Below are 25,740 nucleotides of genomic sequence, written 5' to 3' on the forward strand. Positions count from 1 at the left end.
CTTCCTTTATGGAAGTAGTGATATTTTTTTCATATAGTTACCAAAAGTATAGTTTTGTGATACTATAAAGCAAATTCATTCGATTTTTTTATGGAGGCTATTTTCATGACCAATATAGATCCAGTTGTATTAACGAAAGGTTTACCAGGCATACCTTGTCCTATCGCTAAAACGCTTGACGTAATTAGTACAAAATGGACGTTTTTAATTATTCGCGACCTTCTTATCGAAGGAACATTACGCTTTAGCGATTTACAAAAATCAATGGACGGTATTAGTCCGAAAACATTATCACTTCGACTAAAAGAATTGGAGGCACAAGGGATTATAACGAGAAAAGTATATCCAGAAGTTCCGCCTCGTGTAGAGTACACTTTAACGGATAAAGGAAAGCAATTAGAGGGAATTTTTATTGAATTAAAGCGGTTTGGATTAAGTTTATAAAACAAAAACCCCTTACCGTCGTAAGGGGTTTTATTACTTCGCAAAACTTTCAGCTAGCTGTTTCTCTCTCCACATAAATGTAATGCCGAGACCAACTATTAAAACAACTCCTGAGAAAGCATATGGATAATGAATATTTATATCAAATAATATTCCACCCATCGCTGGTCCTGCGATATTTCCTAAACTCGTATACGTTGAGTTCATACCAGCAACGAATCCTTGCTCTTTTCCAGCTGCTTTTGATAAAAACGTCGTTAAAGCTGGACGAAGTAAATCAAATGCTAAGAAAATAAAGCAAGTAACGAGAAGTACAATCCAATAATTAAAGACTACAGTTGAAACGAACGCTAAAACTGCACCTACAATTAAACATATTTGAATTAATACTTTCTCACCGAACATGTCAACCAATTTGCCAAACATAAATACTTGCACAACTACCCCAAAAATTGAGCTAATTGTAATAATTGCAGCAATATCTTTCGGCGCGAAACCAAACTTATGATCAGAAAACAGACTAAATACCGTTTCATATGCCGATAATCCAAATGCGAGTACAAATACGATAATAAATGCGATTGCATACATTGGATTTAATGATTTCTTTAAATCTCCAATAAAACTGGATTCTTTCGTATTAGCAGAAATCTCTGCAAGTTCTTCTTTCGTTAACGGCTCTTTCAAAATAAATATAGAAATCACGCATGCGACAAAAGCAATCACTGCCGCCACAAAGAAAGGTACACGTATACCGTATTCTGCAATAAACCCGCCGATTCCAGGCCCTATAATAAATCCAGTGCTGATTGCAGCAGATAAGTACCCCATCGCCTTTGGACGTTCCTGAATAGATGTAATATCCGCAACATATGCCGTAACACCAGGCATAATAAACGCAGCACTAATTCCGCCTAACACCCTCGCTGCATAGAGCATCCATACATCTGTTCCTAATCCGAAAAGAAGCTCTGAAACACCAAAAATAAATAATCCAATGATTATCATTTTCTTCCTACCGTAAAGGTCGACCCAGCGCCCCGTAATAGGTGAAGTAATAAGCTGAGCCATTGCAAAAACTGCAACGAGATAACCCATCGTCTTCCCTGTTAAACCCATATCATTCATAAAGGATGGCATAACCGGAATGATTAATCCAATCCCTAAAAAAGCGATAAATATATTACTCAAAAGAATGACCAATACCATCTTTTGTTCTTTTATCGGTTTCTTCACTTTTTAACACCTCTTCCCGTAAATTCCTATCAAAAAATAATACCCAAAAAGCTTTTTCTTTATCCTTCTATTTGTGGGCTAATCATGAGTAGAGATGCCCCCTACTCGTTAGAATTTCACTGTATCCTTCCACACACACATACGCATTAGGTGAATGACTATCATTCAGTTTTCCTCAAAAATGAACCTACCTTTTCAGACAGGTTCATCTCACTATTTCTTTATATGTAGTGCATGTGTTAAAAAATCTAGTACTTCTGCCTTTTGTAGCTCGACTTGCTCATCATCTTTATGATCATATAAATAAACTTGTTCCGCTGCTGATTCAACAAGAGCGATAAATAACTTCGCTGTTCGCTCTGCGTGAACCGAATCACGAATTTCACCAGCTTCTTTTGCCTCGCTTAAAAATTCGCTTAGCCATATATAAAGAGGCTCATATACAGCTTCCCATTCTTTTATATGTTCAGTAGATGCAAGACCCGCATACATTAATGCTTGTATTTCACGATATTCAGCTATAAAGTTAAATACCGCATCTATCACTTGCTCAACTTTACTTGAAAAAGGTGCATCGTTCTGTACTTTTTCTTTCACTGCAAGTATCATCTTCTCAACCATCACTTCTGCTATTGCAGGCATAACAGATAACTTAGAAGGAAAATATAAATAGAAAGTTCCTTGTGCAATGCCAGCCAATTTCACGATATCAGAAATCTTCGTTTTTTCAACGCCCTTTTCCTGAAACACTTCAATAGCTGCATAGACAATTTTTTCTTTTTTATTCATCATCTAAACCCTTTCACACGCGTATTGAATGACTGTCACTCATTTTATAAAATAACTAGCTGTACTGTCAATCATAGTGCACTTTTCATAATAAAAATCTCCCAACAAATCGTTAGGAGATTCAACTTTAATATCAATTTCTTATGAAAGAGCCTTTAATCCCGTAACTCCACATACGATAAGAGCTACACTAATCAAACGTGCCTTACTTTTCGATTCACCAAACAGAAACATATTTAATAAAACTGCGCCTGCTGTTCCAATACCAATCCAAACCGCATAAGCCACACTTACTTGTAAGAACAAGAAAGACGTATATAAGAATGCGAAGGAAGTTGCAAATCCACCTATATAAATCGCTCCATTTGTCAACGTCTTATCTTTACTATACATTTTAAGGCCTATCACACCGACTATTTCACTAATTGCAGCACAAAACACGAAAAACCAACCCATTTTTAAGCAGCTCCTTCCATAGTTTCTTCCACAGTTTCCTCTTTATTATCAGCCAGTTTTAAACCGATCACGCCCGCTACGACCATCACGATAAAGAATAGTTTTCCTACACTGAAACTGCCGCCGAAAAGGAATACATCCATTAGGAAAGTACCTACAGTACCAGCCCCAGCAAACACCGCATATACTGTCCCTGTCGCAAGATGTTCACACGCTTTAGAAAGGAAGTGAAAATCAACAGCGATAACTCCTACAATAATGACCCAATGCCACCAAGTATGAGCTGTATTAAAACCGAACACCCAAAATATTTCAAAGATACATGTTAATATGACATATAACCAAGCTTTATTTTTCATATCTCTCACCTTCTATTATCTACTGACTGACCGTCAGTCATTTTTAGTTAAAAAATATAATCTCACGCTAACTACTATTTAAAAAAACAATATCATCCTCATTTATCCTTATATTTGTTCCGTTATTAAGCTAACTGCATATAAAAGTTGCTTATCTACACCCTTTCACATAGAAATGACTGAATGTCATTCATAAATATTCTACATGACCAATTGATAAAGTGTCAACACCCGGATTCTATTAACCAAATAATATTTTAAATTTCTTAAATCCATATGTATATTTCTCAATAATCTGTTAATAATGGTAGTAACAAAATATTTTCTCCATTCCCCCTTGGAGATCCCTTTGAATCGAGCAGTTGCTTTTAGCTAACTGCTCTTTTTTAATTTATCGGCACATTATAATAAAATACTCATAGATAAACTCCAAAACAAAGACCTGTACTCCCTTTTCAACATGCAACAAAGAACGAAATATTTTGTACGCTATTTACTTTCTAACGAGTCCTTGTATGCGATAATTTTATTTTCAAGCATCTTCTCTGTAATTACTAAGTTTTCTCTTTGAGTTTGAATAGATTTTTTATGATCTTCTAAAAGTTGTAAACGAGCTTCCGTTGTGTGCTCTCCTTCTGTATATAATCTAGCGTATTCCCTTATTTTCGCTATCGGCATTTGCGTTTGTTTTAACTTCATTACAAACTGCAACCACTTTATATGTGATTCTTCATACATTCGATTCCCATTTGTATCGCGATTTGCAATTAATATGTTCTCTTTTTCATAATAACGTAATGTATGTGTGCTCACTCCTAATAATTTAGCTACCTCACTAATTGTGTACATACTCATACTCCCTCCACTTGCCATTTACCATCATATATTTGACTGCTTTATAAAAAACATTTGACTTAGAGTATACTCTAACAAATACAATCTAACCATACTAAATTAATTTGAACTTAGGGGGATTTTATATGAAATATACTGTTATTACTGGTGCTAGTTCCGGAATTGGCTATGAAGCAGCTTTAGCCTTTGCATCTCGCGGAAAAAATGTAATACTTGTAGCTCGAAGACAAGAAGAATTAGACGGATTAAAATTAAAAATTAACGAAATGCATCCAGATTTGGATGTTGTCATTCGAAGAACTGATTTATCCGTCACTGAAAATGTTTATAAACTTTATGAAAGCCTACAAACTTTTCAAATTGAAACGTGGATTAACAACGCAGGTTTTGGAAATTTCGCCTCAATTGCCGAACAAAATTTAAATAAAATAGAAACGATGTTGCATGTAAATATAGAAGCACTAACAATACTCTCTTCCCTTTTCGTTCGAGATTATTCAATGGTTGATGGAACACAGCTTATTAACGTTTCATCGGGCGGTGGATATACGATTGTGGCTGATGCTGTTACGTATTGCGCTACAAAATTCTATGTAAGTGCATTTACAGAAGGATTATCTCACGAACTGAAAGAACAAGGTGCAAAATTAAAAGCAAAAGTTTTAGCTCCTGCTGCAACTGAAACAGAGTTCGCAAAACGCTCATTTGATATTGATGAATTCCAATACGATAATGTTGTACCAAAATTCCACACTGCAAAACAAATGGCACAATTTATGCTCGACCTTTATGATAGCGATAAAGTTGTAGGACTTGTCGATGGTTCTACTTATAACTATGAGCTTAAAAATCCCATTTTTAATTTTGCAGTGAGACAAACGAATTCAAATTCTTAACAACATCTCTTTCCTTACTAAAATATAGATACCCACTATTTCTTAAATAATAGTGGGCCTTTTTTCTCTCTAAAAATTTCACCCAACATACCGTATCATCGCCACCTCATCACAATAATCAACTTTTGGACAATGTCTACAATCAATCCACACTTTTTCTGGTAATGCTTCTCTATTCACAAAATCAAACCCGCACTTTTGAAAAAATTCCGTTTCATATGTTAAAGAGATTACCCTGTTCACTTTTATCTTTGCCGCCTCATTCATTACATGATTCACTAACTTACGTCCTATCCCTTTTCCTGCATATGTATGCGAAACTACTAACGATCGTACTTCTGCAAGATCCTCTCCTAATACGTGTAAACCAGCAACTCCAATAACATTCTCTTCTTCTTTCATGACATATAAACATTGTAAATATTGATAAAGAGACAAGAGAGAACGTGGCAAAACAACTCCCTCTTTCGCGTACACTTCAATTAAGTTATAAATCTCTTTCACATCACTTGTAACTGCATTACAAATTTTCATATTATATCCCCTTACCCAGCACATTAATATTTATAAAAACAAATGAATATTAATTCGTAATTTTATATAATAATACAATCCTCTTTTCTCCTCGTCAATTATTTTTCTGAATTTTACACAAACAAGAACCAAGCACTCTATTTCGTGCTTGGTTCTTCATTTCGTATCGGTAATACCGTCGAATATTTAATTTCGCGAAGTGCTAAACTCGTCTGTATCCGTGTAATACCAAGCTTATTCAGCTTTCTAATAAAATGCTCCAGTTCCTTACGATCACGATTCGCAACTTTTAATAAATAATCATACTCTCCTGTTAAACAGTGACATTCTAACACTTCAGGCATAGATTCTAATTCTCGTTCTAACACTTCAAGCTTTTCATACTGATGAATATTCGTGCTCATAAAAATAAAGCAAAGTAAATCAAAACCTAGCTTTTCTTGGTTTAAAATTGCGACTTGCTTATCAATAAATCCTTCCCCATCTAATCTTTTTATTCGTGCATGCATCGCAGCTGGTGATAAATTAACGCGGCGTGCAAGTTCCGCATTACTTACTTGCGACTCCTTTTGCAGTATATCTAAAATTTGTATATCCAAATCATCTAACACCTTAATAACAGATGACTCCATCAAAATTCCCCCTTTTTTCTTACCGACGATTATTCGAAGAAACATCTCATAACTTATATAAAACTGAATGTTTTTCTGTAAATAAGATTTCTAACGAAACATTTTATCGAGTTTTTATCATTATACAAAAGAATATATTAGATAATAAAGAAAAATGCTAAAATTATTTACAGTTCATTCTTATTTCAACAAAGGGGTTTTTAGTGTGCCTTATTTTTATGTCTTTTTACTATTATTAACAAGCTTATTATGGGGAGGGAATTTCGTCGTTGGGAAATCACTCGTCGATCATGCGTCTCCAATGACACTGACAAGTTTAAGATGGATAATTGCGATCATTTGTTTATTACCAATGGTATGGTTTAAAGAGAAGAAAATCATTCCACCACGCTCTGCAATACTTCCGTTAATACTTATGGGAATTTCAGGAGTCGTTCTTTTTAACATTTTTCAATTTTTAGCACTAGAAAAAACATCCGCAACGAATGTAGGTCTTATTTCTACATTGAACGCTATTTCGATTGCATTATTTTCTGTGTTATTTCTAAAAGAAAAAGTAAATACACTTCAAATTCTTTCTATGATTCTTTCATTTTCCGGGGTCATCCTTGTTCTTTTGAAAGGAAATTTCGCTCTTTTATTTTCACTACATTTTAATAGCGGCGATTTATGGATGATTGCAGCAGTTTGTATTTGGGGCATTTATTCTGTTTGTAGTAAATGGGCGACAAAAACAGTTACACCACTAATGGCGACGTTATATTCTGGCATTTTTGGCGTCATTTTATTGCTTCCATTTAACATAGGTAGCTTCACTGTTTCCAATATTAATTCTTCCTTCATAACATCACTTTTATATACAGGATTGATTTCAACGGTCCTTTGTATGGTATTTTGGAACATTGGTGTACAGAAATTAGGAGCTACTGCATCGGGCATTTTTCTAAATTTCAATCCAATTTTTACAGCTATTTTAGCATTTATTTTCCTTGGAGAAAAACTAACATGGATTCAAATTTTCGGGACAATTATCGTCGTGACAGGATGTTATTTATTTTCTCATTTTAAAACCGTTGCTTCGCAGCCAACTGGAGCTTTAGTGCGAAAGCATTCTTAATGAAAAACATCGCCACCAAAGTGGCGATGTTTTTATTTACCTTTCATTTCTTTCACATACTTCTTTTCTTCTTCTGGCGATAAACGTTCTGTTGCCTTTCCAGTATCACCACCTTGAATTTCCCACAAAAAGTTATGCTCCTCAACCGTTTGTGAAAAATCCCCTTTCTCCCAGCGCTCCAAAGTAGCAAGTAACTTTGATTTATTTTTAAAATTTGTACTGCTTTCTACTGCTTCCTTCGCACTACGAATTTCCTTATTTGTCATTTCAATAAATCCCCATTTTTCAGAGGATTTCACTTTTTGATGTACCATCCTATGCATGGTAGAAATAATTTCATCTTCACTAGCTTGTTGCTTCTCTTCCTTTTCTTTCTTCCCTTGTTGCCCCGTTACATTTTGTGCTTTCAGACTCTTCTCCTCTTTTTCTATATAATTAAGAAGTTTCGTAACACCGAATACAGCTCCTATCGCAATTACAATCATTGTAATTGTCCCTATAATCCATTTTTTCATATTATGTATTCCCCATTCCCCTAATAATCACATAAACAAATGGAATCGCCTGCGCACAGCCGATTCCATTTGTTTCCTTATTCCATTTTAAACCTTCATCGCTTCTCGCACAATATAACTATCCACATATTGCTTAAATTTTATGATTTTTCCATTTTCAAGCTGCCATATATGAACAAATTCTGCTTCAAACAATTTTCCCGTTTCTTTATAAACTCCTGAATAAACACCTTCAGCAATAATTACATCTTTTCCGTTTACTTCATGATACGTATTTACACTCGCTTTATAATCATCCCATTCTGATCCTAAACGACTAAATACATTTTCCATTATAGCCTCTGTACCTATATACGTTCCGCCGTACGGGAAACCTTTTGCCTCTGTCCATTCTACTTTTTCAGAGAGGGCTTCTGCTAAATGTTTTGCATTCGAAGAAGCTGATCCTTCATACGTGCCTTGAATAATTTCTAAATTTGATTTAAGCATAGTACTTCCTCCCTCGTTTATTTATTTTTTACACAAGATGTAACTGGATTAGTTACATCTTGTGTAAAAAAATATTCAAATTATTTTATTCTTAATCCAATTATTGTAACTATTATAGTTACAATAACTCTTTAAGTCAACAATTTATAAATAAAATTTACTTCGTTTTCATTACTTTCTCTTTTAAGAAACGATCTACATATCCTTCTGCTTTTACAACGAATAAGTACGCACCCATTGATAATAACGCAAGATCTAATTCATACCCTGGATTCTTTCCATCTCCTAATAATCCTGCTGCTCCATTTACCTTTACGATAGCTCCAGCTAAAATAAGAGCGAATAACAATCCTACATATCGTACACCTAAACCGATAATTAATAATATACCACCGACTAATTCAACAGTTGCTACGCCATACGCAAGACCACCTGGTAAACCGATGCTTGTAAACCATCCTGCTACGTTATCTATACCTGATTGAAACTTTGCTAAACCGTGTGCAAAGAACGTAACTCCTAACACGATACGAATAATTAAATTCCCAATATGTTGATTCATTTTGAACTCTCCTTTTTGTTTTGTTATGGTGAACATTTATTCACAAGACAAAACAATACGGTATTTCTTTTCATTCGTCAAATGCTTTTTTTAAAGAAAACAAAAAACATTATCCGTTTTACGAATAATGTCTTTTACAAAATAGCGCTAATTCAAGCTTTTACTCTATCATACAGAAAAAATTGAAACTTTTTTCCAGCATCAATATACGGCAATAAAGACACGTCCTCTTCTACAACCATTCCAACAACATTCACTTTCCCATCTTCAGGCAAACCACTTATAACAATTTGCATTTCTCCAGCATATCTATCGTACAATTCATTATCAATTGTAATGCTGCCTTTCTTTCTTGACATTGTATTCATCGGTTGTAATACAACTTTATTTTCTTCACGCGATTCTACAGAGCGAATGACATCACGAGCTGGATCAAGCCGGTTCGTATGCACTCGTTCTAACAGTTGTATAGTGTCGCTATCATTTATAAATGATTGATATCGCACTGGAATAATCCCATTACTCGCAATTGCGATTTCTTGTACACTTTCTATGCTCCCGCTTATATCCCCAATTAGCACTTTATCGACGTCACACTCTTGCACAAGTTCTAAATACGCTTCAAGCGGCCGCATATAGCGGTGTTTTTCTAACGTCGGTAACCCTTCATATAACGGACCACGTTTTTCACCATCTCCCGGAATAAATGCCATCGTTTTTATTCCGCACTCATGTAAATACTTATTTTGTTTTTGTAAAAATGACTTTGCTAGTCCTGTTTCTGGACGCGGATAAAAATTATGCCACGCTTCTACACGATCTACTCGTATATTTTCCGTAAGTAACTCTTTCCAAAATGATTCTGTAATCGTACTCGCATTTAAAGCTACTTTCATCTTATGGGATACGCGTGCAATTTCTTTCGGCGTGATGCCATAATCCATTCGTAAACCAGTAATACCCCACTCTACTAACTCTTCCACATTTTCATACGATATTCCTAAATGATGTAACGATTTCGGAGAGACATCAACCATTAACTCCATTTCATTTTCGAGAGCTTGTTTCCCAAGTATTTGAATTAACTCTTTATACGTATTTGGATCATCTTCTGGAATATGAAGTGATGTGAAAATAGATGAAAATCCGTTTTCCTTCGCTACTTTCAACCACTCTTCTTGTTTCTCTACTCTCTCTTTTGAAAGATAAATTGAAACTCCTATCATATAAATCTCCCTCTCTATTAATAGAAAAAGAGAAAGGAATCCCCTTTCTCTTTTTCTATATATTTTCTGCCATTTCTTCTTTAAAGCCGAAGAAGTACGTAAAGATGAAACCGAAAGTATATGCAACTACTAATCCAAGGAAATATAATAAATATTTATTATCAGCAATTAACGGAATTAATGATAATCCTGATACACCGATTCCGAGTGCTGCTGTTTTCATGACTGCTTGGAATGCACCACCAACAGCGGCTCCTAGACAAGCAGTAAGAAACGGTTTCCCAAGTGGTAATGTAACCCCGTATAATAATGGTTCGCCAATTCCTAAAAAACCAACTGGTAATGCACCTTTAATTACATTACGAAGTCGTTTGTTTTTTGTTTTCACAAAAATCGCAATCGCTGCTCCTACTTGCCCAGCACCCGCCATTGCCAATACTGGTAATAAAGGCGTTACGTGCGTTTGATTAATAAATTCCATATGAATCGGTGTTAAACCGTGATGCAATCCGACCATAACGAGAGGTAAAAATGTTCCGGCAAGCACAGCTCCAGCAAACGCTCCGCCAATATTTAAAATCGCATTAATTCCGCTTGTAATTCCTTCAGATAAGAAACCAGCAACTGGCTGAATTGCTAACATCGTTACTATGCTTACAACTAATACAGTAATAAGTGGTGTTACGATAATATCCACTGCATTTGGCACTGCTTTTCGAACTTGTCTTTCCACTACAACCATAAGCCATGCTGCAAAAATAACTGCAAACAATCCGCCCCGGCCAGGTACCATTGCTTCACCAAATAATTTCACATTCGCCATCGCTGGGTTGAAAATTAAAATACCTGCAATTGCCCCAAGAACTGGTGTCCCGCCAAATTCTTTCGCTGTATTCCAGCCGACTAAAATCCCTAAAAATGTAAAGATACCGCCGCCAATGAGTAGTAACATTTGTAGCCATGTAGCATTCGGATCAGCACCGGCATTTTTCGCAAAGTTAGCAACTCCGTTTATAATTCCTGACGCAACAAGACCCGGAATTAATGGAATGAAAATACTTCCTATTTTTCTTAAAAAGTTTTTCACTGGTGTATTATTTTTCTTCTTAATTTCTGACTTCATCTCTTGCCCAAGATCTTCAAGGTGATGATCTGCCACCTCACCAATTCGCAGTCCCGTTAACCCTTCCATTTCAGCTGCTACTTTATTTACTGTCCCTGGTCCAACAACAACTTGAAGCGTCTCATCTTCAATAACGCCCATAACCCCTTCAACCTTTTTCAAAAGGTCCATATTCACTTTACTTCCATCATGAAGCGTTAATCGCAGTCTCGTCATACAATGAGCAATACCGCGAATATTTTTTACTCCCCCAAGTTGCTCTGAAATCTCTTTGGCCATTCTCTCTTCTTTCTTCATAATAGAATCCCCCTCCCTATTATTTTATAGTGCCTTCTTCACAAACCCTTTCGCTTCTTTTAATTTCTCCAGTGCTTCCCCATACTCACACCGCAATAACACCATAACAATCGCAGCTTTCACATTACGTTCTGCTTTTTCATAACACTCTGCCGCTACTTCATAACTAACTCCTGTTGCTGCCACAATAATTCGTTTTGATCGTTCTACTAACTTTTCATTCGTAGATTGAACATCTACCATTAAGTTTTTATATACTTTTCCTACACCAATCATTGACGCTGTTGAAATCATATTAAGTACTAATTTTTGCGCTGTTCCAGCCTTCAAACGCGTTGAGCCTGTTAAAATTTCTGCGCCTGTTTCTACTTCCACATTTAGTTTTGCATATTTACTTATTTCAGCATTTTTATTACAAGAAATACTCGCCGTACTAGCTCCCACACTATGTGCGTATTTCAATCCGCCAATTACGTAAGGGGTTCTACCACTTGCGGCAATACCAATCACTGTATCTTTCTCGTTTAATCCAATACTTTTCAAATCTTCTTCTGCTAACTCTTCGCGATCTTCGGCACCTTCTACCGCCTTAGTAAACGCTTTCAATCCACCTGCTATAAATCCTTGCACCATTTTATCATCCGTTCCAAATGTCGGTGGACATTCAACCGCATCTAAAATACCTAAACGGCCACTCGTACCAGCCCCAATATAAATTAATCGGCCCTCTTTTTCAAAAGATTTAATAACAGTCTGTACTACCTTTTCAATTTGTTCTATCTCTTTTTCAACTGCTAACGCAACCGTTCGATCTTCTTCATTCATACTTTGTAACACTTCTTTTATACTCATCTCATCTAGATTCGTCGTTTTCTCATTACGGTGTTCTGTCGATAAATTTTCTAACATATTGCCACCCTCTTTGAAATTATATTTCACACTTTTATTATAACTTTAAGAAACTAAAAATCAATAACTCTTTCTTATTTCATGAAATAAAATTTCACAACATGACATATTTGTGTCAAAGATAATAAAGTGAAACTTTAATCAGTGGGGGTTTTGTTCATCCCCCACTGATTATTAGCTGAACCAATCGGGCGTTTACGGGCAGTTGATCCCCCACCTAACTTTCTTTGCTTCCGCTGAATTTTGAGGGGGGTCTTACTGCCCGTTAATGCGGGATAAAAAAAGATGAGTCTCCTCACCTTTTCTCCTACTTTAACTTCCGTAATCGCACTGCTTCTTCTCTTGTCTCCATAAATTGATCCAGCACTTTATTGCCAATTCGATTGAAAGTAATCACATATAAAGCATCAATCATATTCAATTGCGTCATTCTCGAAGCAATACTCGCAATACGATGATCTTGTTCTACATCAGGCATACAAAGGCGAATGTCCGCTTCTTTATATAAAGGTGATGATTGATCAAGTTTCGTAATTCCGATAACAGTTGCACCTTGTCTCTTCGCATATTGTGCCATTTCGAGCACATCTTTCGTCCGCCCAGAAGTTGAAATCGCAACAAATATATCGCCTTCTTTTAAATTCGTCACAAGCGGTAACATCATATGAAAATCAGATAGCATCATCGCTGTAAATCCGAGCCTTGTAAATTTATAAGCCCCATCCATCGCCGGAGTAGCTGATCCGCCTACTCCGTAAAATATAATTTTATCTGCATTTACAATACGATCTGCAGCTTTCTCAAGTTCCTTTTTATCTATCGCAGTAACGCTCGCCTCAATTGCAGCTTTATTCACATATGTAACTTTATTAAACAAATCGTACGGTCCATCTTCCGTATTCATCACTGAAAAATCATTAATATTATAATCAGCAATCGTTAATTCACGAACGAGCGCGATTTTAAATGCTTTAAAGCTCCCAATCCCAATCGACTTACAAAAGCGAACAACACTTGCCTCACTTGCGCCTGCATTCGTTGACACTTCTTTCGTCGTTAAGTTCGGAACAATCTCTGCATTCTCCATTATGTACATGGCAACCTTCTTTTCAGCTGGTGAAAATTGATCCATATTACTTTCAATTTTAAATAGTAATGTTGAAGCTTTCACTATTTAACCTCCACTTCTTACGGTTGCGTATATTCTCTAATATCATTTGTATCATATAGATAAAAAGCATCATTACCAGGTGGATGGTGAACGATTACAGTTCGATCCCCTTTTTTATATGACGTTATTTCACCTTCAGATCGCTGTTTTTCCCATCCATGTATCCAAATTGCAAGGTCAGGCACAAAAGCAGTGTACTTATAGTCTTTCAAGTTTTCGTCTTCTACATAGGAAGAAAAAATAGAAACTGGAAAATCTTTCACTTTTGACTCTTTCCATGCAGTAAATGGTATACATAGTGCAATAAGTATGATTACACCTATAACTTTCCCCTTTGTAATCTTCACACTTCCCCCTCCTTGTCATATCACATACATAGATTTTACCATAATTCCAAACCTTTCATGCCACATGACCATTGCCTTTTGCAATAAAAAAAGAGCTTACCTACGTCAGATAAGCCCTTCCTCTCTATACAAAATACTTCTTCAAAAGCGGCGGCGTAATAATTGTTGTTAATATAACAACAATTACAATCGCTGTGAAATTTTCTTTCGCTAATAAATTCGCCGCAAGTCCATTCGCTGCGATGATAAGCGCCACTTCTCCGCGCGAAACCATTCCCGCACCAATACTAATAGAAGATTGAAGATTGAATCCTGTCAGTCTTGCGCCTAAACCTGATCCGATTAACTTTGTGAATATCGCAATAAGCGTCATGATGATAATGAACCAAAGCTGGCTTCCGATACCTTGAAATGTAATTTCCATTCCAATACTTACGAAGAACACCGGTACAAATATCGCATAAGCAATCGGTTCAATTTTATGTTCCACTTCATGCTTATACTCTGTTTGAGAAATGGCAATTCCGGCTGCAAATGCTCCAATAATACCTGCAATGCCCATCATTTCACTGTAATACGAAAATGAGAAACAAATAATAAGAGCTGCACTAATTAATGCTTCTGTTACGCGAAGTGGTACGAGCATTTTCATAATCCATGGAACAACTTTCCAAGAGATGAAAACGATACTTACAAAAAAGATAATTTTCTTTGCAATGACAAGCGTTACATTTACATCTTGTGTACCTAAAAAGCTCATCACAAATGCTAATAAAATAACAACAATTACATCATCAAATACAGCTGCCCCTAAAATTGTCGTACTTTCTCTCGTATTCATTTTTCCTAAATCTCTTAGTGTTTGAACAGAAATACTAACCGAAGTGGCACAAAGTAATAACCCTAAAAAGATAGCATGCGACTGTAACATTCCAAACGCAAGTCCTGCTAAATACCCACCAAGGAATGGAAAAATAATTCCTCCCATCGCTACTGCGAATGCAGATTTCAAATTCCGATTTAACTCTTCTAAATCTGTTTCAAGCCCTGCCATAAACATAAGTAGTAAAACACCAATTTCACTCAGCTCATCGATAAGTTCTGAACTATTAATAATACCGAGTACAGCAGGACCGATAATAATACCAACAATTAATTTACCAAGTACAGAAGGCTGGCCGAGTCTCACACTAATATCACCAGCTAATTTCGTACAAAGTAAAATGACGACAAGTTCAAAATAAAATAACATAGCATCTTCTCCTACTTTATAAAGTGAAACTTTAATGAATGGTTTTATCACTCCGTTAACCCTCGTCTATTTCTGCAAGTAGTTTCCCCTATTCATTCGCATTTTATTTGTCACATTTTTATTTGACAAAATATTCTGAATTATAATAAGATTAATCCAGAAATTTTAAAAAAACTACATACCATAACTGTATCTTCATTCACTTACATACTCTTTTCCAATAGGCTCGTACTATATTCGCAGTTATGGAGATGAAAACTAAAGGAGGAGAGTTCAAAGTGAAGTCATTATTACGAAAAAAAGCACTTAGTACTGAATCACCAAGGCAGCTAGATCGAACATTAACGGCACTCGATTTAACGTTTTTAGGAATCGGCGCCGTAATTGGGACAGGGATTTTTGTATTAACAGGTATCGTAGCGGCAAAACATTCTGGCCCTGGTATTATGCTATCATTCCTTATTGCTGCATTTACTTGTGCTTGTGTAGCCTTTTGTTATGCCGAATTCGCTTCTTCTATACCAGTCTCAGGCAGTGTTTACACTTATGCATACATGACTGTCGGAGAAGTTGTCGCCTTTATCGTTGGTTGGTGTTTAATGCTCGAATATTTACTCGCTGTTGCAGCGGTAGCTGTTGGCTGGTCTGGATACTTACAATCATTGCTTCAAGGGTTCAATATACACCTTCCCACCATTATTTCCTCGGCCCCTGGTACAGGAAGAGGTGGTCTCATTGATTTACCCGCTGTTTGTATTTTACTTCTCATTACTGGTCTTTTAAGTTTTGGTATACGCGAAAGCGCACGCATTAATAATATTATGGTCCTTATAAAATTAGCAGTTATTATCGCCTTTATCGTAGCAGGCGCAAAATATGTAAAACCTGAAAATTGGACACCGTTCATTCCATTCGGGTACGACGGTATTATTACTGGCGCTGCCACTGTCTTCTTCGCCTTTTTAGGTTTTGATGCAATTGCAACCGCGGCAGAAGAAACGAAAAAACCGCAGCGCGACTTACCAATTGGCATTATCGGTTCCCTTCTTATTTGTACAGTTTTATACATGATCGTATCTTTCGTTTTAACAGGCATGGTTCCTTACACGCAATTAGACGTTTCTGATCCAGTTGCATTTGCACTACATTTCGTTGGTGAAGATACTATTGCGGGGCTACTTGCAGTTGGTGCGATGACAGGAATGACAACCGTTCTTTTAGTCGTTATGTATGGACAAGTTCGTGTTTCTTATGCAATGAGCCGAGACGGCTTACTCCCAAAAGCTTTATCACGCGTAAATAAAAAAGTAAAAATCCCTTTATTAAACACATGGATTACTGGAGTATTTGCAGCTCTATTAGCAGGACTTTTAGACTTACATTTACTAGCTAATTTAGTAAACATCGGTACGTTAACAGCCTTCACCTTCGTTTGCTTTGCTGTACTTATTTTACGGAAAACTCATCCTGATTTAAAACGTGGATTCCGCGCACCACTCGTACCTGTACTACCAGTTGTCGCTATTCTTTGTTGTTTATATTTAATGATTAATTTGTCTAAAACGACATGGATCAGCTTTACAGTCTGGCTTATAATCGGTTTATGCGTCTATTTCTTCTACTCTAGAAAACATAGTCATCTAGCTAATGAAAAAACAAATGATGAGACGAAAGAAGCATAACAAAATAGCTCGCCGATAAAACGGCGAGCTATTTTCATGTTTTATTATGTTTTTTCGTTAACGATTGTAAATTGAAAAATATGCCGCTGCCCACATAGGCTTCAACCTTTGCATACTTATCCCCTTACTTCGTCTCCTTCTTTTTCTTTCTCCACGCGTTTACACTATCAAAGAAAAAGTTAATAAATAACGTGCCTAAACCCGCTAATAAGAAAGTCATTAAAAATAGAACCCAAATACTTTTATCTTTTAATAAATAATATCCTACAAGGAGCACAACCGCGATCCATACATATTCAAGAATTCTTTTTAGCTTTTTCTCTTCCAAATTATTCGCTCCCTTTTCTATACTACTTTTAGTATAACAAAAAAGAAGCCCATCATGATAAGCTTCTTTTTCTTATACCTTATTTGTTGATGCTTTTTTCAACAAGTGAAATAGCGTGCTCTAATGTACGATTCATTGATTCCACATACTCATCTTTTACATTTTTATCTTTTAACACAGATTCTGCAACTGTGATTTTTTGGCTTAATGATTTAACAGAACCGTCTGTTACATTTCCATCTTGCGCTTTCTTTACTAAAGCCTTTGCAGATTCAATATTCACTTGTAATTTTTCTTTCGGTGTTTTTGGCTGTTCTTCTGCTACCTTTGATTGGACAAATGTTTGGTTTGCTGTTTTTAATTCATTATACGTTTGAACAATTTGTTCTCCTGTACTTGCTATATTCTCAAACACTTTCTTTGCATTGTCATAGCTTCTTTGTAATTCGTTAAAAGCTGCTTGTGAATACTGACCTGGCTTTTCACCAAATTCATAAGTACCAGCTAACACTTCTTTCACTTTTCCACTCTCTTCATATAACGCATTTACTTGCTCTAATTTTGTACGATTAGAAAACTCGTTATATGCTGCTAATACTTCTGAAGAACTTAATGCTTTACTATATAATTTTGCTAACGCAATTTGTCCATTTAACGGAATGCCACCATTTCCATTGCTATCAGGATCAGCACCAAATGCAAATGGTACGTTCGGGTGATACACTTTCCCTTGAGCTGGCTGGCTATTTACTTTTTTACCATCTACATAAATTGCTACTTCACTTCCGTTATACGTTCCTGTTAAATGATACGTTTTGTTCGCTTCTAATTGAACGCCAACACGTTTATAACTTCCGCCAATATGAGCCCATAATTCTACATATCCACTTCCTGTAGACTCAAAACCAATTCCACCGCTCTCTGTATTTTGCAAAATACCTTGTCCGCGAATTTCATTCATTGAAAATACAGTTTCTAACGTAAATGAATTTGCTACTTTTTCTTTTTGTGCTACTGAGAATGGAAGGTACCCAAATGTATTTGCTTTTCCATTTAATTTCATTGCATTTGTTTTCAAAGCTTTATCATATTCAATAGATACATCGCCTTTCACATCACCTTTCGTTCCAAACGGTGAGTTATCTTTAAATGTACCATCTAAAAAATTCACATCAAAAACGTCTGCCTTTGGTACTTTCACATTCGGATCAATATTATCTTTTTTCGTTGTGATTTCTGCAGTTAACGGTTGCGCACTTTCATTGCCAAACGAATCAATTGCAACTACTTCAAGTGTATATGTTTTCCCGCCATCTAATCCAGCAAGCGTAAATGTAAGCTCTTTCGGCACTGGATCACGATAAAACTCAGAGAACGCTAATAGCTTATTTTTAATCTCACCTGTTTGTTTATCCTTTGCTTGCAAGCGATAAGAATGAACAAGAAGGTTGTCCAACGCTTGCGGGAATGTTACTGTTGCCGCATTTTCTGTTACATTTGATACAGCAAGCTTTGCATCCTTAGCAAAGTAAGGCTTTTCTTTATCACGATCTTCTACATGTGTAAATGTGTCTTTCTTTGCTGGTAATTTAATTTTCCAAGGCTCGCCTGTCCAAGAATTTGTATGGAAATCACGGCGATTAATTGTTACTTCTTTATCATCTACTTCTACTAATAAACCTTGGCTTAATGTACTAGCTCCTGGCGGGATATTTCCTTGTACTTTACCACCTTCAACCTCCATATAACTTACTGAAGATGTGCCAACTGATGTAAAGTCTTTTTGGTGAATCGATCTTGGATCATCTAACGGATAATGCGAATGCCCTGAAAACGTAATAACCTGTGGGTATTGTTTTAATACCTCATTAATTTTCGCACTATCTTTCGTTCCCCACTCTTGACTACCGTATACTGTATCTTTGATATGTTGATGTAAAAATACGAAAATCGGTTTTTCTGGATCATCTTTTTGTGCCTTTGCCATTTCTTCTTTTAACCAATTAATTTGCTTGTCCGAATAATAGCCATGCGTTGTTCCATCTTCCGGTGACATTACGATAAAGTGATACCCTTTTACTACATTATGATAATAAATTGATTCCATTCCTGTCTTTTCTAAAAAACGCTTCTGCGCTCCCTCTACAGATAAGCCGTTCCAATAATCATGATTACCTAGAGAATTCATTCGTACCGCATCTTTACTTGCATTTTCGTTATACACTTGCATGAAACGATCATATTGCTTTACTGAACCCGAATCAGTAAAATCACCTACAATGACAAACGCGTCTTGCTTTGGTGCAAGCGTATTAAATTGTTCAATCGCTCTTTTCCAGCGGAACGTATCATCTGTTCCACTATCTTTAATATGTACATCACTTACCACCGGGAAAACAATTTTCTTCTCACTTGGTGCCTTTTCTTGTTTTTTCTCTTCCGCTTTGACTGGTGTATTCCACGGCAATGATACAAAAGCTAATACAAAAACCATCAATAATCCAATAAGGCCTTTTACTTTTCGTAAAGCAGTTCTTTCCACGTGAATCCTCCTCATATAATGAATTAATTACAATGGTTATTGTATCGAACGCATATTAACTTCGTTTAAACTAAGAATGAAATTTATTTATTTTTTGTAAATATACAGTCAATTTTGTGTGACATCCCACATTACTTGTATTATCTTATACAACCACCTTTTGTCTTACAGACTCTCATAACTTATTACGAGCTGTAAGCCTATTAAACATGTTTCGTGAAATTTTTCGCCACTTTATTAACACAACCTATCGCTTTACAACATTTAATAGTAATAAATAGTAGCTATGAAGGGAGGAACTATTAATGGCTTGTAAAAAAAATATCGGCTGCTATGCCCCTTTATCTATCATCTGTCCTCCCTATAATCCGCCTAATCCACCAGAACCACCAGGCTGTGAATTAGTTATGAATGAATTTGCCGGTAATTTTTTCATAACCAATGAAATTCCACTACCTCCCAAAGAGAATCCAAATCCATTCCGTACATTACCACTTTGGGAAGATGATGGCGTGCTTAAAATATCCGGTACGATTTCTATATATAATAGTACTAGTAGTACAGGAGAAGTCACTGTTCAAATTGTCGGCCAAGTTACAAATACCTTTACTGTTTATCCTGGCAACACGATGTCGTACACAGGGAAATCATTGCAGTCCGTTACAATCATTAATATTCCAAATAACCCAACTCAATATATAGAGGGAAAATATTGTTGCCAATTCTCATTTTGCTTATAAAATTCTTTACCACCCTAACTTACAAACTATACAAAAAAGCATACCATTACGGTATGCTTTTCCTTACGAAATCGGATAACGTACTGTAAGGCATAATTGCCCTTGGCTCGTTGCCGTCCCTGTTGTTACAATTTGAATTGTAGTAAAATACCTTACTGTAAACGATCCACTACTTTGTGGTTGTACAGTAATTGTATTAACTACTGTCGCTCCTACTAGAAAGTTTACTGTAACTGGATTTACACCTACATCATATTTTACATATCCAGATGCGTACAAGTCTTGCGTAATATTATTCGTATATACCGTTTCAGTGACCGCACCAGTAGCAGCCCAATCTATACACACCTGATCTTGAACAAGTGTTTTACTGGAACAGCATGATAAGTTAGCATTGCACATCTTAGTCCTCTCCTTTTCTATTATGAAAGTGGATAACGTGTTGTTATACAAAACTCTCCTTGATATGTTCCAGCTGTTCCAGCAGGTAAAGTTACTTCAATTGTCTGGAAACGACGGTACGTAAAAGCTATACTCGTTCCAGGATTTAATGTTTGTGTATCAAGTGTAGCTCCTGTTGCATCCAAAACTGTCAGCGTGATTGGACCTGGCCCGACGTCATACCTAACAAACCCTGTTCCAATCATATTTTGATTAATATTGTTGTTATACAGCACATTTGTAATTGCAGTAGCAACTACAGTTCCTGACCATGGACTACACACTTTATCTTGTACAAAATTTTTATCTGGACAACAAGTTAACGCTGCCCCTGAGCATTCACAAGCCATAGAAATTTCCCCTCTCTCTTACTTATTCCTTATATGTGTATGTCCTTAAGAGTCCTTTGCCTGTATTATTCATCTATATTCACCAAAAATTATGCGCCTTTATCTTTAAATAGATTCCGTTTTGTCCCTCTTTTTCATATATTTACAGATTAAGATACAAGCCACAATTACAAGGACAACTACTAATATAGGTAACATGTACTCCCCAACAATAGCCCCTGCTTTTGCCCAATGCGGACCTAATTTCATTCCAAAATAAATATACAAAGTCGTTAACGGGAACATTGCTACAAATGTATATATGCTAAATTTCCATATATTCATTTTCGCCATACCACATGGAACGGAAATAAGTGTTCGAACTCCCGGGATGAAGCGTCCTAAAAATGCTACAACCGGCCCATATTTCTCAAAGAAATCATCTGCTTTTTGAATTTGTTCTTCCTTAATAAAGAAGTATTTCCCGTATTTTATTAACAGAGGACGACCACCGTAATAACCGAGTGCATATAACGTTAATGGTCCTGTCGTTCCTCCAATTGTTCCAGCTAATACAGCAAGCCAAAAATTCATATCACCCTCGTATACCCAATACCCAACAAGAGGCAAAACTACCTCTGCTGGAATAAATTCAAAAGTTAAAGCCAACACAACTCCAAAATAAGAAAACTGCTTTAAATACTCGATTATATCTAAAATCATTTGCTCCATACTTTTAGCTCCTATCCTACATTTACATTATGCTTTTCTTGCAATTGTACTGGCGCCATCTTTACAATTCGGTTCAAAATGAATAAAACAATTCCAATATCATCTAAAATACCGATAAACGGTAAGAAGTCTGGAATTAAATCGAGTGGCATAGCAACGTAACCAACTAAAAAAGCAATAGATAAGATTTTCTTCTTTATTGAAACCTCTTTTGAAGTGAAAAAGTCAAATAAAAATGGAACAAATCGGCGAACATGAAATACAACTCTTAATCTACTTATAATTTTTTTCATTTTTATATCTCCTCTCTTTGTATACAAAAAGGACCCTACCAAATATGGTAAGGGTCCTAAAAAGACAGAAGGGGGCCTTTACCATTGCTGGTAAAGGTCTCACTAACAACGAAACGTTGCCAATAAAGCCGAGGGTTTCTCCCTGTAATGACGACTTTATTGTAATAAGTTACTCCCCTTTATATACACAATTTTATACAATCACATTAAAATATTTGGAGAGGCTTGTCAATATTTTTTTCATTCGCCATTCAGATTATTACATTATAAAAGTCTCTCTCCCATGTTCTCTATTGAAATAAATTGGAGTGTATAACCATCTGGATCATGAAATATTATTCTAACTTCTTCACCGCGGCGCTCTTCTATAAATGATATTTGATAAAACGCTAACTTTTTCTTTAACCGCTCGATATTTGTAGTTTTTAACAATAGTTCCTTCACTGATGATGTAACAGTTTCTCGATACTCTCCCAGTCCCCTGTTTACAACAAAACAAATTCTCGTGGAACCAATATCATACCACACACCTGTTACACGTATTTGTGGCCTCTCCTTGCTCGGTTTAAACCCTAGAATTCCTTCATAAAAATATAATGTTTCCTTTAAGTTTTTAGATTCTAATACAATACATGTTGTAACACTTTCCATCCGCACTCCCCCTGCCCCTTTTAGTTTTCTATATGAGTCATAATTTGTAATTATGTACGAATACAATACGTAGTGATGAATGTTTCATTTATAAAGGAGGCGTGTAACATGGATAAATTTATGAAATCCTACATACCTTTTCATGGCCCAAACGATCCTTGCCCTCCAATTGAAAAGAAATATTACTCAACTCCCCCACACCTATTTATGGGCTTTCAACCACCTAACTTACCTCAATTCCCACCAAAAGAAGCTTTAAGAAAAGGAACTCTATGGCCTGCTTTTTATGATTTTTATGAAAATCCTTACAAAAAAGGACGGTGAATAAAAACGTGACACAAACATTGCCTGATGAATATTACAAATGGATTGAAGAACTACAAGAACTAGACTTTGTATTAGTTGAACTTACCCTCTATTTAGATACGCATCCCGACGATACTGCAGCTATAAATCAATTCAACGATTTCTCCTATAAACGAAGAGTATTACAACAAAAAATTGAAGAAAAATACGGGCCACTTCAGCAGTTCGGAAATAGTTATTCTAACGCTCCATGGCAATGGAGCCAAGGACCGTGGCCATGGCAAATATAAAATGAAACTTTAATCAAGTGGAGTTTACGGGCAGCAAATAGCGGGATAAAGGAGAGAAACTATGTGGATTTATGAAAAAAAATTACAATATCCAGTTAAAGTGAGTACTTGTAATCCAGCTCTTGCAAAATTATTAGTTGAACAATATGGTGGTGCGGACGGCGAACTAGCTGCTGCCCTTCGTTACTTAAATCAACGTTATACAATTCCAGACAAAGTCGTTGGCTTACTAACCGATATTGGTACAGAAGAGTTCGCACATTTAGAAATGATTGCTACAATGATTTATAAATTAACAAAAGATGCAACACCTGAACAAATGAAAGCTGCTGGATTAGATGCACAATATGCTAATCATGATAGTGCGTTGTTTTATCATAATGCTGGTGGTGTTCCCTTTACTGCTACTTACATTCAAGCAAAAGGAGACCCTATTGCAGATTTATATGAGGATATTGCAGCTGAAGAAAAAGCCCGAGCGACTTATCAATGGCTAATTGATTTATCAGACGATCCCGATATAAATGATAGCTTACGCTTTTTACGCGAACGAGAAATTGTCCATTCACAACGTTTCCGCGAAGCCGTTGAAATTTTAAAAGAAGAACGCGATCGAAAGATTTATTTTTAATACACGTATCCTAGCGATATGTGTTTTTTTACGTTATAAGTTAAATCCTTCCTAATTAACATATAAATAGTATATTTATTCAATTTAATGCATTATTTTTTAATATTTTTAAAATTCCCTATTGCTTTCTAGTCATCAGACCTTTAAAATAATAACAGTTACTCGACAAATTATTTGAATTTTCGACAAAAATACTCATTAGGAGGATTTTCTTTATATGCGTACAACTTTAAAACCAGCGCAAATACTTTCGATTAGTTTATTACTATTCGCAGTTTTCTTCGGTGCTGGTAATATGATTTTCCCGCCCCTTCTTGGTCTTTCTTCCGGAGAAAATATGTGGATTTCCATTACAGGATTTATTATTACAGACGTCGGTTTATCTTTACTTGCTATCGTCGCTGTTGCCCTTGCCGGTGGTAGTTTTAATACTTTAGCAAGCCGTGTTCATCCAAAATTCGCAGCAGTATTCGCTATCATTATTTATCTTTCAATCGGCCCACTATTTGTTATTCCACGAACTGGAACTGTATCTTACGAAATTGGAATCGCACCACTCTTCCCGGACCAATGGTATTCTATGTTAGTCTTTAGTGCTATTTTCTTTACAGTCGTCTACTTCTTATCATTAAATCCATCCAAATTAGTAGATCATATCGGAAAAATATTAACGCCAATTTTACTTGGAATTATTGCAATTATGGCAACAAAAGCAATTCTTTCACCAGGATCATTCACAGAACCTATCGGTGACTATAAAGAAATTCCATTTTTCAAAGGATTTCTTGAAGGCTTTTTAACATTAGATGCAATCGGAGCTCTCGTATTATCAACAATTGTTGTAAATGCAATTCGCCAAAACGGTATACAAGAGAAAAAATCGATTGCGAAATATACAATTATTTGCGGAAGCATTGCAGCCCTATTCTTAACGATCGTTTACTTCTTACTCGGTTATATCGGTGCTTCAAACGGAAACTTAGGACAATTCGAAAACGGTGGTCAGCTATTAGCTACTGTTATGTATCAATTCTTTGGGACAAGCGGTAACATTTTATTAAGCATCGCGATTATAGCTGCTTGTTTAACAACAGCAATCGGTGTTGTAAGTGCATTCGCAAACTATTTCACAACAGTCCTAACAAATGTATCGTACAAAAAACTTGTTTTATATGTTTGTTTATTTAGCTTCGTTATTTCAAACTTAGGATTAAGTTTATTAATCAAAATTACATTACCCGTATTAATTATTTTATATCCAATTACAATCATTTTAATTTTCGTATCCTTTATTGATAAATATACGAAACGTAAACCTTCTGTCTATATCGGAGCGATGATTGCGGCATTCCTTATTAGCTGTATTCATGCACTTGATAATGTGGGAATGATACCACGTTTTATCGCTAATATCGTACACGCAATTCCTTTTTATGAATTAGGTATTGGTTGGATTGTTCCAGCAATAATTGGTGGTATAGTCGGATACTTTATTCCGCAAACAGAAACTGAAGGTGAAGTTTCTACAAAATAAAGAAGAAGCAAGCATTGATTATGCTTGCTTCT

At 35.9% G+C, this 25,740-nt stretch carries 32 protein-coding genes; 9 read left to right on the plus strand and 23 right to left on the minus strand.

What is annotated here, in order from left to right; translation table 11 throughout:
• The first annotated feature begins 105 nt into the window (after nt 1–105).
• A complete protein-coding gene (locus ACP6L7_RS23750; RefSeq protein WP_000181684.1) occupies nt 106–444 on the plus strand; it encodes a winged helix-turn-helix transcriptional regulator in 339 nt (112 codons plus the stop codon).
• Nucleotides 445–477: 33 nt separating this feature from the next.
• On the opposite strand, the gene ACP6L7_RS23755 is transcribed toward ACP6L7_RS23750, so the two are convergent.
• The 5 genes from ACP6L7_RS23755 to ACP6L7_RS23775 form a co-directional block, all read right to left on the minus strand.
• The gene (locus ACP6L7_RS23755; RefSeq protein ID WP_097831259.1) at nt 478–1,680 is read right to left on the minus strand and encodes an MFS transporter; all 1,203 of its coding nucleotides are present in this window, start codon (nt 1,678–1,680) and stop codon (nt 478–480) included.
• Nucleotides 1,681–1,893: 213 nt separating this feature from the next.
• Nucleotides 1,894–2,472 carry a TetR/AcrR family transcriptional regulator gene (locus tag ACP6L7_RS23760; protein ID WP_071747845.1) on the minus strand — a complete coding sequence of 193 codons (579 nt, stop codon included), beginning with the start codon at nt 2,470–2,472 and terminating at the stop codon, nt 1,894–1,896.
• Nucleotides 2,473–2,610: 138 nt separating this feature from the next.
• A complete protein-coding gene (locus ACP6L7_RS23765; protein WP_097809534.1) occupies nt 2,611–2,925 on the minus strand; it encodes a DMT family transporter in 315 nt (104 codons plus the stop codon).
• 2 nt (nt 2,926–2,927) lie between these two features.
• A complete protein-coding gene (locus ACP6L7_RS23770) occupies nt 2,928–3,284 on the minus strand; it encodes a DMT family transporter (protein WP_071747843.1) in 357 nt (118 codons plus the stop codon).
• Between the two features lie 489 nt (nt 3,285–3,773).
• Nucleotides 3,774–4,133, minus strand: coding sequence for a MerR family transcriptional regulator (locus ACP6L7_RS23775; protein ID WP_097831260.1), 360 nt, complete (start codon nt 4,131–4,133; stop codon nt 3,774–3,776).
• A 131-nt stretch (nt 4,134–4,264) separates the two neighbouring features.
• Here ACP6L7_RS23775 and ACP6L7_RS23780 point away from each other — a divergent pair, with 131 nt between their 5' ends.
• A complete protein-coding gene (locus ACP6L7_RS23780) occupies nt 4,265–5,035 on the plus strand; it encodes an SDR family NAD(P)-dependent oxidoreductase (RefSeq protein ID WP_097831261.1) in 771 nt (256 codons plus the stop codon).
• Between the two features lie 78 nt (nt 5,036–5,113).
• On the opposite strand, the gene ACP6L7_RS23785 is transcribed toward ACP6L7_RS23780, so the two are convergent.
• Together ACP6L7_RS23785 and ACP6L7_RS23790 are read right to left on the minus strand one after the other, a co-directional pair.
• The gene (locus tag ACP6L7_RS23785) at nt 5,114–5,569 is read right to left on the minus strand and encodes an N-acetyltransferase (protein ID WP_097831262.1); all 456 of its coding nucleotides are present in this window, start codon (nt 5,567–5,569) and stop codon (nt 5,114–5,116) included.
• Between the two features lie 137 nt (nt 5,570–5,706).
• Entirely contained in the window at nt 5,707–6,201 is a 495-nt protein-coding gene (locus tag ACP6L7_RS23790) for an Lrp/AsnC family transcriptional regulator (protein WP_002170527.1), read from the minus strand.
• A gap of 205 nt (nt 6,202–6,406) precedes the next feature.
• Between ACP6L7_RS23790 and ACP6L7_RS23795 the strand changes: the two genes are divergently transcribed.
• Complete coding sequence (locus ACP6L7_RS23795) at nt 6,407–7,318, plus strand: DMT family transporter (protein WP_097831263.1); 912 nt, start codon at nt 6,407–6,409, stop codon at nt 7,316–7,318.
• A gap of 32 nt (nt 7,319–7,350) precedes the next feature.
• On the opposite strand, the gene ACP6L7_RS23800 is transcribed toward ACP6L7_RS23795, so the two are convergent.
• From ACP6L7_RS23800 to ACP6L7_RS23840, 9 genes are all read right to left on the minus strand, one after another.
• The gene (locus ACP6L7_RS23800; RefSeq protein WP_097831264.1) at nt 7,351–7,833 is read right to left on the minus strand and encodes a PRK06770 family protein; all 483 of its coding nucleotides are present in this window, start codon (nt 7,831–7,833) and stop codon (nt 7,351–7,353) included.
• A gap of 87 nt (nt 7,834–7,920) precedes the next feature.
• Nucleotides 7,921–8,322: a nuclear transport factor 2 family protein gene (locus ACP6L7_RS23805; protein ID WP_097831265.1), complete on the minus strand. Its 402-nt coding sequence runs from the start codon at nt 8,320–8,322 to the stop codon at nt 7,921–7,923.
• A gap of 157 nt (nt 8,323–8,479) precedes the next feature.
• A complete protein-coding gene (locus ACP6L7_RS23810; protein ID WP_001071547.1) occupies nt 8,480–8,884 on the minus strand; it encodes a DoxX family protein in 405 nt (134 codons plus the stop codon).
• Nucleotides 8,885–9,036: 152 nt separating this feature from the next.
• Nucleotides 9,037–10,110 (minus strand): DUF871 domain-containing protein, encoded by a 1,074-nt coding sequence (locus ACP6L7_RS23815; protein WP_097831266.1) that lies wholly within the window; start codon nt 10,108–10,110, stop codon nt 9,037–9,039.
• Between the two features lie 55 nt (nt 10,111–10,165).
• The gene (locus ACP6L7_RS23820; protein ID WP_097831267.1) at nt 10,166–11,530 is read right to left on the minus strand and encodes a PTS transporter subunit EIIC; all 1,365 of its coding nucleotides are present in this window, start codon (nt 11,528–11,530) and stop codon (nt 10,166–10,168) included.
• A gap of 24 nt (nt 11,531–11,554) precedes the next feature.
• Complete coding sequence (gene murQ, locus ACP6L7_RS23825; RefSeq protein WP_097831268.1) at nt 11,555–12,439, minus strand: N-acetylmuramic acid 6-phosphate etherase; 885 nt, start codon at nt 12,437–12,439, stop codon at nt 11,555–11,557.
• Between the two features lie 307 nt (nt 12,440–12,746).
• Nucleotides 12,747–13,610 (minus strand): MurR/RpiR family transcriptional regulator, encoded by an 864-nt coding sequence (locus ACP6L7_RS23830; protein WP_097831269.1) that lies wholly within the window; start codon nt 13,608–13,610, stop codon nt 12,747–12,749.
• 17 nt (nt 13,611–13,627) lie between these two features.
• Complete coding sequence (locus ACP6L7_RS23835) at nt 13,628–13,957, minus strand: outer surface protein (RefSeq protein WP_097831270.1); 330 nt, start codon at nt 13,955–13,957, stop codon at nt 13,628–13,630.
• A gap of 124 nt (nt 13,958–14,081) precedes the next feature.
• A complete protein-coding gene (locus ACP6L7_RS23840) occupies nt 14,082–15,209 on the minus strand; it encodes a cation:proton antiporter (RefSeq protein WP_000899803.1) in 1,128 nt (375 codons plus the stop codon).
• Nucleotides 15,210–15,487: 278 nt separating this feature from the next.
• On the opposite strand from ACP6L7_RS23840, the gene bcaP reads away from it, so the two are divergent.
• Complete coding sequence (gene bcaP / locus ACP6L7_RS23845) at nt 15,488–16,891, plus strand: branched-chain amino acid transporter BcaP (protein WP_097831271.1); 1,404 nt, start codon at nt 15,488–15,490, stop codon at nt 16,889–16,891.
• 124 nt (nt 16,892–17,015) lie between these two features.
• On the opposite strand, the gene ACP6L7_RS23850 is transcribed toward bcaP, so the two are convergent.
• Complete coding sequence (locus ACP6L7_RS23850) at nt 17,016–17,219, minus strand: hypothetical protein (RefSeq protein WP_000391508.1); 204 nt, start codon at nt 17,217–17,219, stop codon at nt 17,016–17,018.
• Between the two features lie 79 nt (nt 17,220–17,298).
• Entirely contained in the window at nt 17,299–19,761 is a 2,463-nt protein-coding gene (locus ACP6L7_RS23855) for a LamG-like jellyroll fold domain-containing protein (RefSeq protein WP_141533573.1), read from the minus strand.
• A gap of 305 nt (nt 19,762–20,066) precedes the next feature.
• Between ACP6L7_RS23855 and ACP6L7_RS23860 the strand changes: the two genes are divergently transcribed.
• Nucleotides 20,067–20,501, plus strand: coding sequence for an S-Ena type endospore appendage (locus ACP6L7_RS23860; RefSeq protein ID WP_097831273.1), 435 nt, complete (start codon nt 20,067–20,069; stop codon nt 20,499–20,501).
• Between the two features lie 63 nt (nt 20,502–20,564).
• On the opposite strand, the gene ACP6L7_RS23865 is transcribed toward ACP6L7_RS23860, so the two are convergent.
• From ACP6L7_RS23865 to ACP6L7_RS23885, 5 genes are all read right to left on the minus strand, one after another.
• Entirely contained in the window at nt 20,565–20,903 is a 339-nt protein-coding gene (locus tag ACP6L7_RS23865; RefSeq protein WP_097831274.1) for a DUF3992 domain-containing protein, read from the minus strand.
• Between the two features lie 20 nt (nt 20,904–20,923).
• Entirely contained in the window at nt 20,924–21,292 is a 369-nt protein-coding gene (locus tag ACP6L7_RS23870; RefSeq protein WP_016093264.1) for a DUF3992 domain-containing protein, read from the minus strand.
• A 105-nt stretch (nt 21,293–21,397) separates the two neighbouring features.
• On the minus strand, nt 21,398–22,003 hold the full coding sequence (locus tag ACP6L7_RS23875) for a DedA family protein (protein WP_097831275.1): 606 nt from the start codon (nt 22,001–22,003) through the stop codon (nt 21,398–21,400).
• Nucleotides 22,004–22,014: 11 nt separating this feature from the next.
• Nucleotides 22,015–22,296, minus strand: coding sequence for a YkvA family protein (locus ACP6L7_RS23880; RefSeq protein WP_277485447.1), 282 nt, complete (start codon nt 22,294–22,296; stop codon nt 22,015–22,017).
• Between the two features lie 264 nt (nt 22,297–22,560).
• Complete coding sequence (locus tag ACP6L7_RS23885; protein ID WP_097831276.1) at nt 22,561–22,947, minus strand: VOC family protein; 387 nt, start codon at nt 22,945–22,947, stop codon at nt 22,561–22,563.
• A 108-nt stretch (nt 22,948–23,055) separates the two neighbouring features.
• On the opposite strand from ACP6L7_RS23885, the gene ACP6L7_RS23890 reads away from it, so the two are divergent.
• The 4 genes from ACP6L7_RS23890 to brnQ2 all read left to right on the plus strand — a co-directional run bounded on the left by ACP6L7_RS23890 (nt 23,056) and on the right by brnQ2 (nt 25,708).
• Nucleotides 23,056–23,271: a spore coat associated protein CotJA gene (locus ACP6L7_RS23890; protein ID WP_097831277.1), complete on the plus strand. Its 216-nt coding sequence runs from the start codon at nt 23,056–23,058 to the stop codon at nt 23,269–23,271.
• Nucleotides 23,272–23,279: 8 nt separating this feature from the next.
• On the plus strand, nt 23,280–23,543 hold the full coding sequence (locus tag ACP6L7_RS23895; RefSeq protein ID WP_000194953.1) for a spore coat protein CotJB: 264 nt from the start codon (nt 23,280–23,282) through the stop codon (nt 23,541–23,543).
• A 61-nt stretch (nt 23,544–23,604) separates the two neighbouring features.
• Nucleotides 23,605–24,174, plus strand: a complete 570-nt coding sequence (cotJC, locus tag ACP6L7_RS23900; RefSeq protein WP_002170510.1) for a spore coat protein CotJC — start codon at nt 23,605–23,607, stop codon at nt 24,172–24,174.
• Between the two features lie 217 nt (nt 24,175–24,391).
• The gene (gene brnQ2, locus ACP6L7_RS23905; protein ID WP_097831278.1) at nt 24,392–25,708 is read left to right on the plus strand and encodes a branched-chain amino acid transport system II carrier protein BrnQ2; all 1,317 of its coding nucleotides are present in this window, start codon (nt 24,392–24,394) and stop codon (nt 25,706–25,708) included.
• Nucleotides 25,709–25,740 lie beyond the last annotated feature (32 nt).

It is taken from the genome of Bacillus silvicola (assembly GCF_050524305.1).
Taxonomy (GTDB): domain Bacteria; phylum Bacillota; class Bacilli; order Bacillales; family Bacillaceae_G; genus Bacillus_A; species Bacillus_A cereus_AT.

Coding starts and splice junctions, on each gene's coding strand:
- ACP6L7_RS23750 (WP_000181684.1), top strand. CDS start 106: ATGACCAATATAGATCCAGTTGTATTAACGAAAGGTTTACCAGGCATA.
- ACP6L7_RS23760 (WP_071747845.1), bottom strand. CDS start 2,472: ATGATGAATAAAAAAGAAAAAATTGTCTATGCAGCTATTGAAGTGTTT.
- ACP6L7_RS23765 (WP_097809534.1), bottom strand. CDS start 2,925: ATGGGTTGGTTTTTCGTGTTTTGTGCTGCAATTAGTGAAATAGTCGGT.
- ACP6L7_RS23770 (WP_071747843.1), bottom strand. CDS start 3,284: ATGAAAAATAAAGCTTGGTTATATGTCATATTAACATGTATCTTTGAA.
- ACP6L7_RS23775 (WP_097831260.1), bottom strand. CDS start 4,133: ATGTACACAATTAGTGAGGTAGCTAAATTATTAGGAGTGAGCACACAT.
- ACP6L7_RS23780 (WP_097831261.1), top strand. CDS start 4,265: ATGAAATATACTGTTATTACTGGTGCTAGTTCCGGAATTGGCTATGAA.
- ACP6L7_RS23785 (WP_097831262.1), bottom strand. CDS start 5,569: ATGAAAATTTGTAATGCAGTTACAAGTGATGTGAAAGAGATTTATAAC.
- ACP6L7_RS23790 (WP_002170527.1), bottom strand. CDS start 6,201: ATGGAGTCATCTGTTATTAAGGTGTTAGATGATTTGGATATACAAATT.
- ACP6L7_RS23800 (WP_097831264.1), bottom strand. CDS start 7,833: ATGAAAAAATGGATTATAGGGACAATTACAATGATTGTAATTGCGATA.
- ACP6L7_RS23805 (WP_097831265.1), bottom strand. CDS start 8,322: ATGCTTAAATCAAATTTAGAAATTATTCAAGGCACGTATGAAGGATCA.
- ACP6L7_RS23810 (WP_001071547.1), bottom strand. CDS start 8,884: ATGAATCAACATATTGGGAATTTAATTATTCGTATCGTGTTAGGAGTT.
- ACP6L7_RS23815 (WP_097831266.1), bottom strand. CDS start 10,110: ATGATAGGAGTTTCAATTTATCTTTCAAAAGAGAGAGTAGAGAAACAA.
- ACP6L7_RS23820 (WP_097831267.1), bottom strand. CDS start 11,530: ATGAAGAAAGAAGAGAGAATGGCCAAAGAGATTTCAGAGCAACTTGGG.
- murQ (WP_097831268.1), bottom strand. CDS start 12,439: ATGTTAGAAAATTTATCGACAGAACACCGTAATGAGAAAACGACGAAT.
- ACP6L7_RS23840 (WP_000899803.1), bottom strand. CDS start 15,209: ATGTTATTTTATTTTGAACTTGTCGTCATTTTACTTTGTACGAAATTA.
- ACP6L7_RS23860 (WP_097831273.1), top strand. CDS start 20,067: ATGGCTTGTAAAAAAAATATCGGCTGCTATGCCCCTTTATCTATCATC.
- ACP6L7_RS23865 (WP_097831274.1), bottom strand. CDS start 20,903: ATGTGCAATGCTAACTTATCATGCTGTTCCAGTAAAACACTTGTTCAA.
- ACP6L7_RS23870 (WP_016093264.1), bottom strand. CDS start 21,292: ATGGCTTGTGAATGCTCAGGGGCAGCGTTAACTTGTTGTCCAGATAAA.
- ACP6L7_RS23875 (WP_097831275.1), bottom strand. CDS start 22,003: ATGGAGCAAATGATTTTAGATATAATCGAGTATTTAAAGCAGTTTTCT.
- ACP6L7_RS23880 (WP_277485447.1), bottom strand. CDS start 22,296: ATGAAAAAAATTATAAGTAGATTAAGAGTTGTATTTCATGTTCGCCGA.
- ACP6L7_RS23885 (WP_097831276.1), bottom strand. CDS start 22,947: ATGGAAAGTGTTACAACATGTATTGTATTAGAATCTAAAAACTTAAAG.
- ACP6L7_RS23890 (WP_097831277.1), top strand. CDS start 23,056: ATGGATAAATTTATGAAATCCTACATACCTTTTCATGGCCCAAACGAT.
- cotJC (WP_002170510.1), top strand. CDS start 23,605: ATGTGGATTTATGAAAAAAAATTACAATATCCAGTTAAAGTGAGTACT.
- brnQ2 (WP_097831278.1), top strand. CDS start 24,392: ATGCGTACAACTTTAAAACCAGCGCAAATACTTTCGATTAGTTTATTA.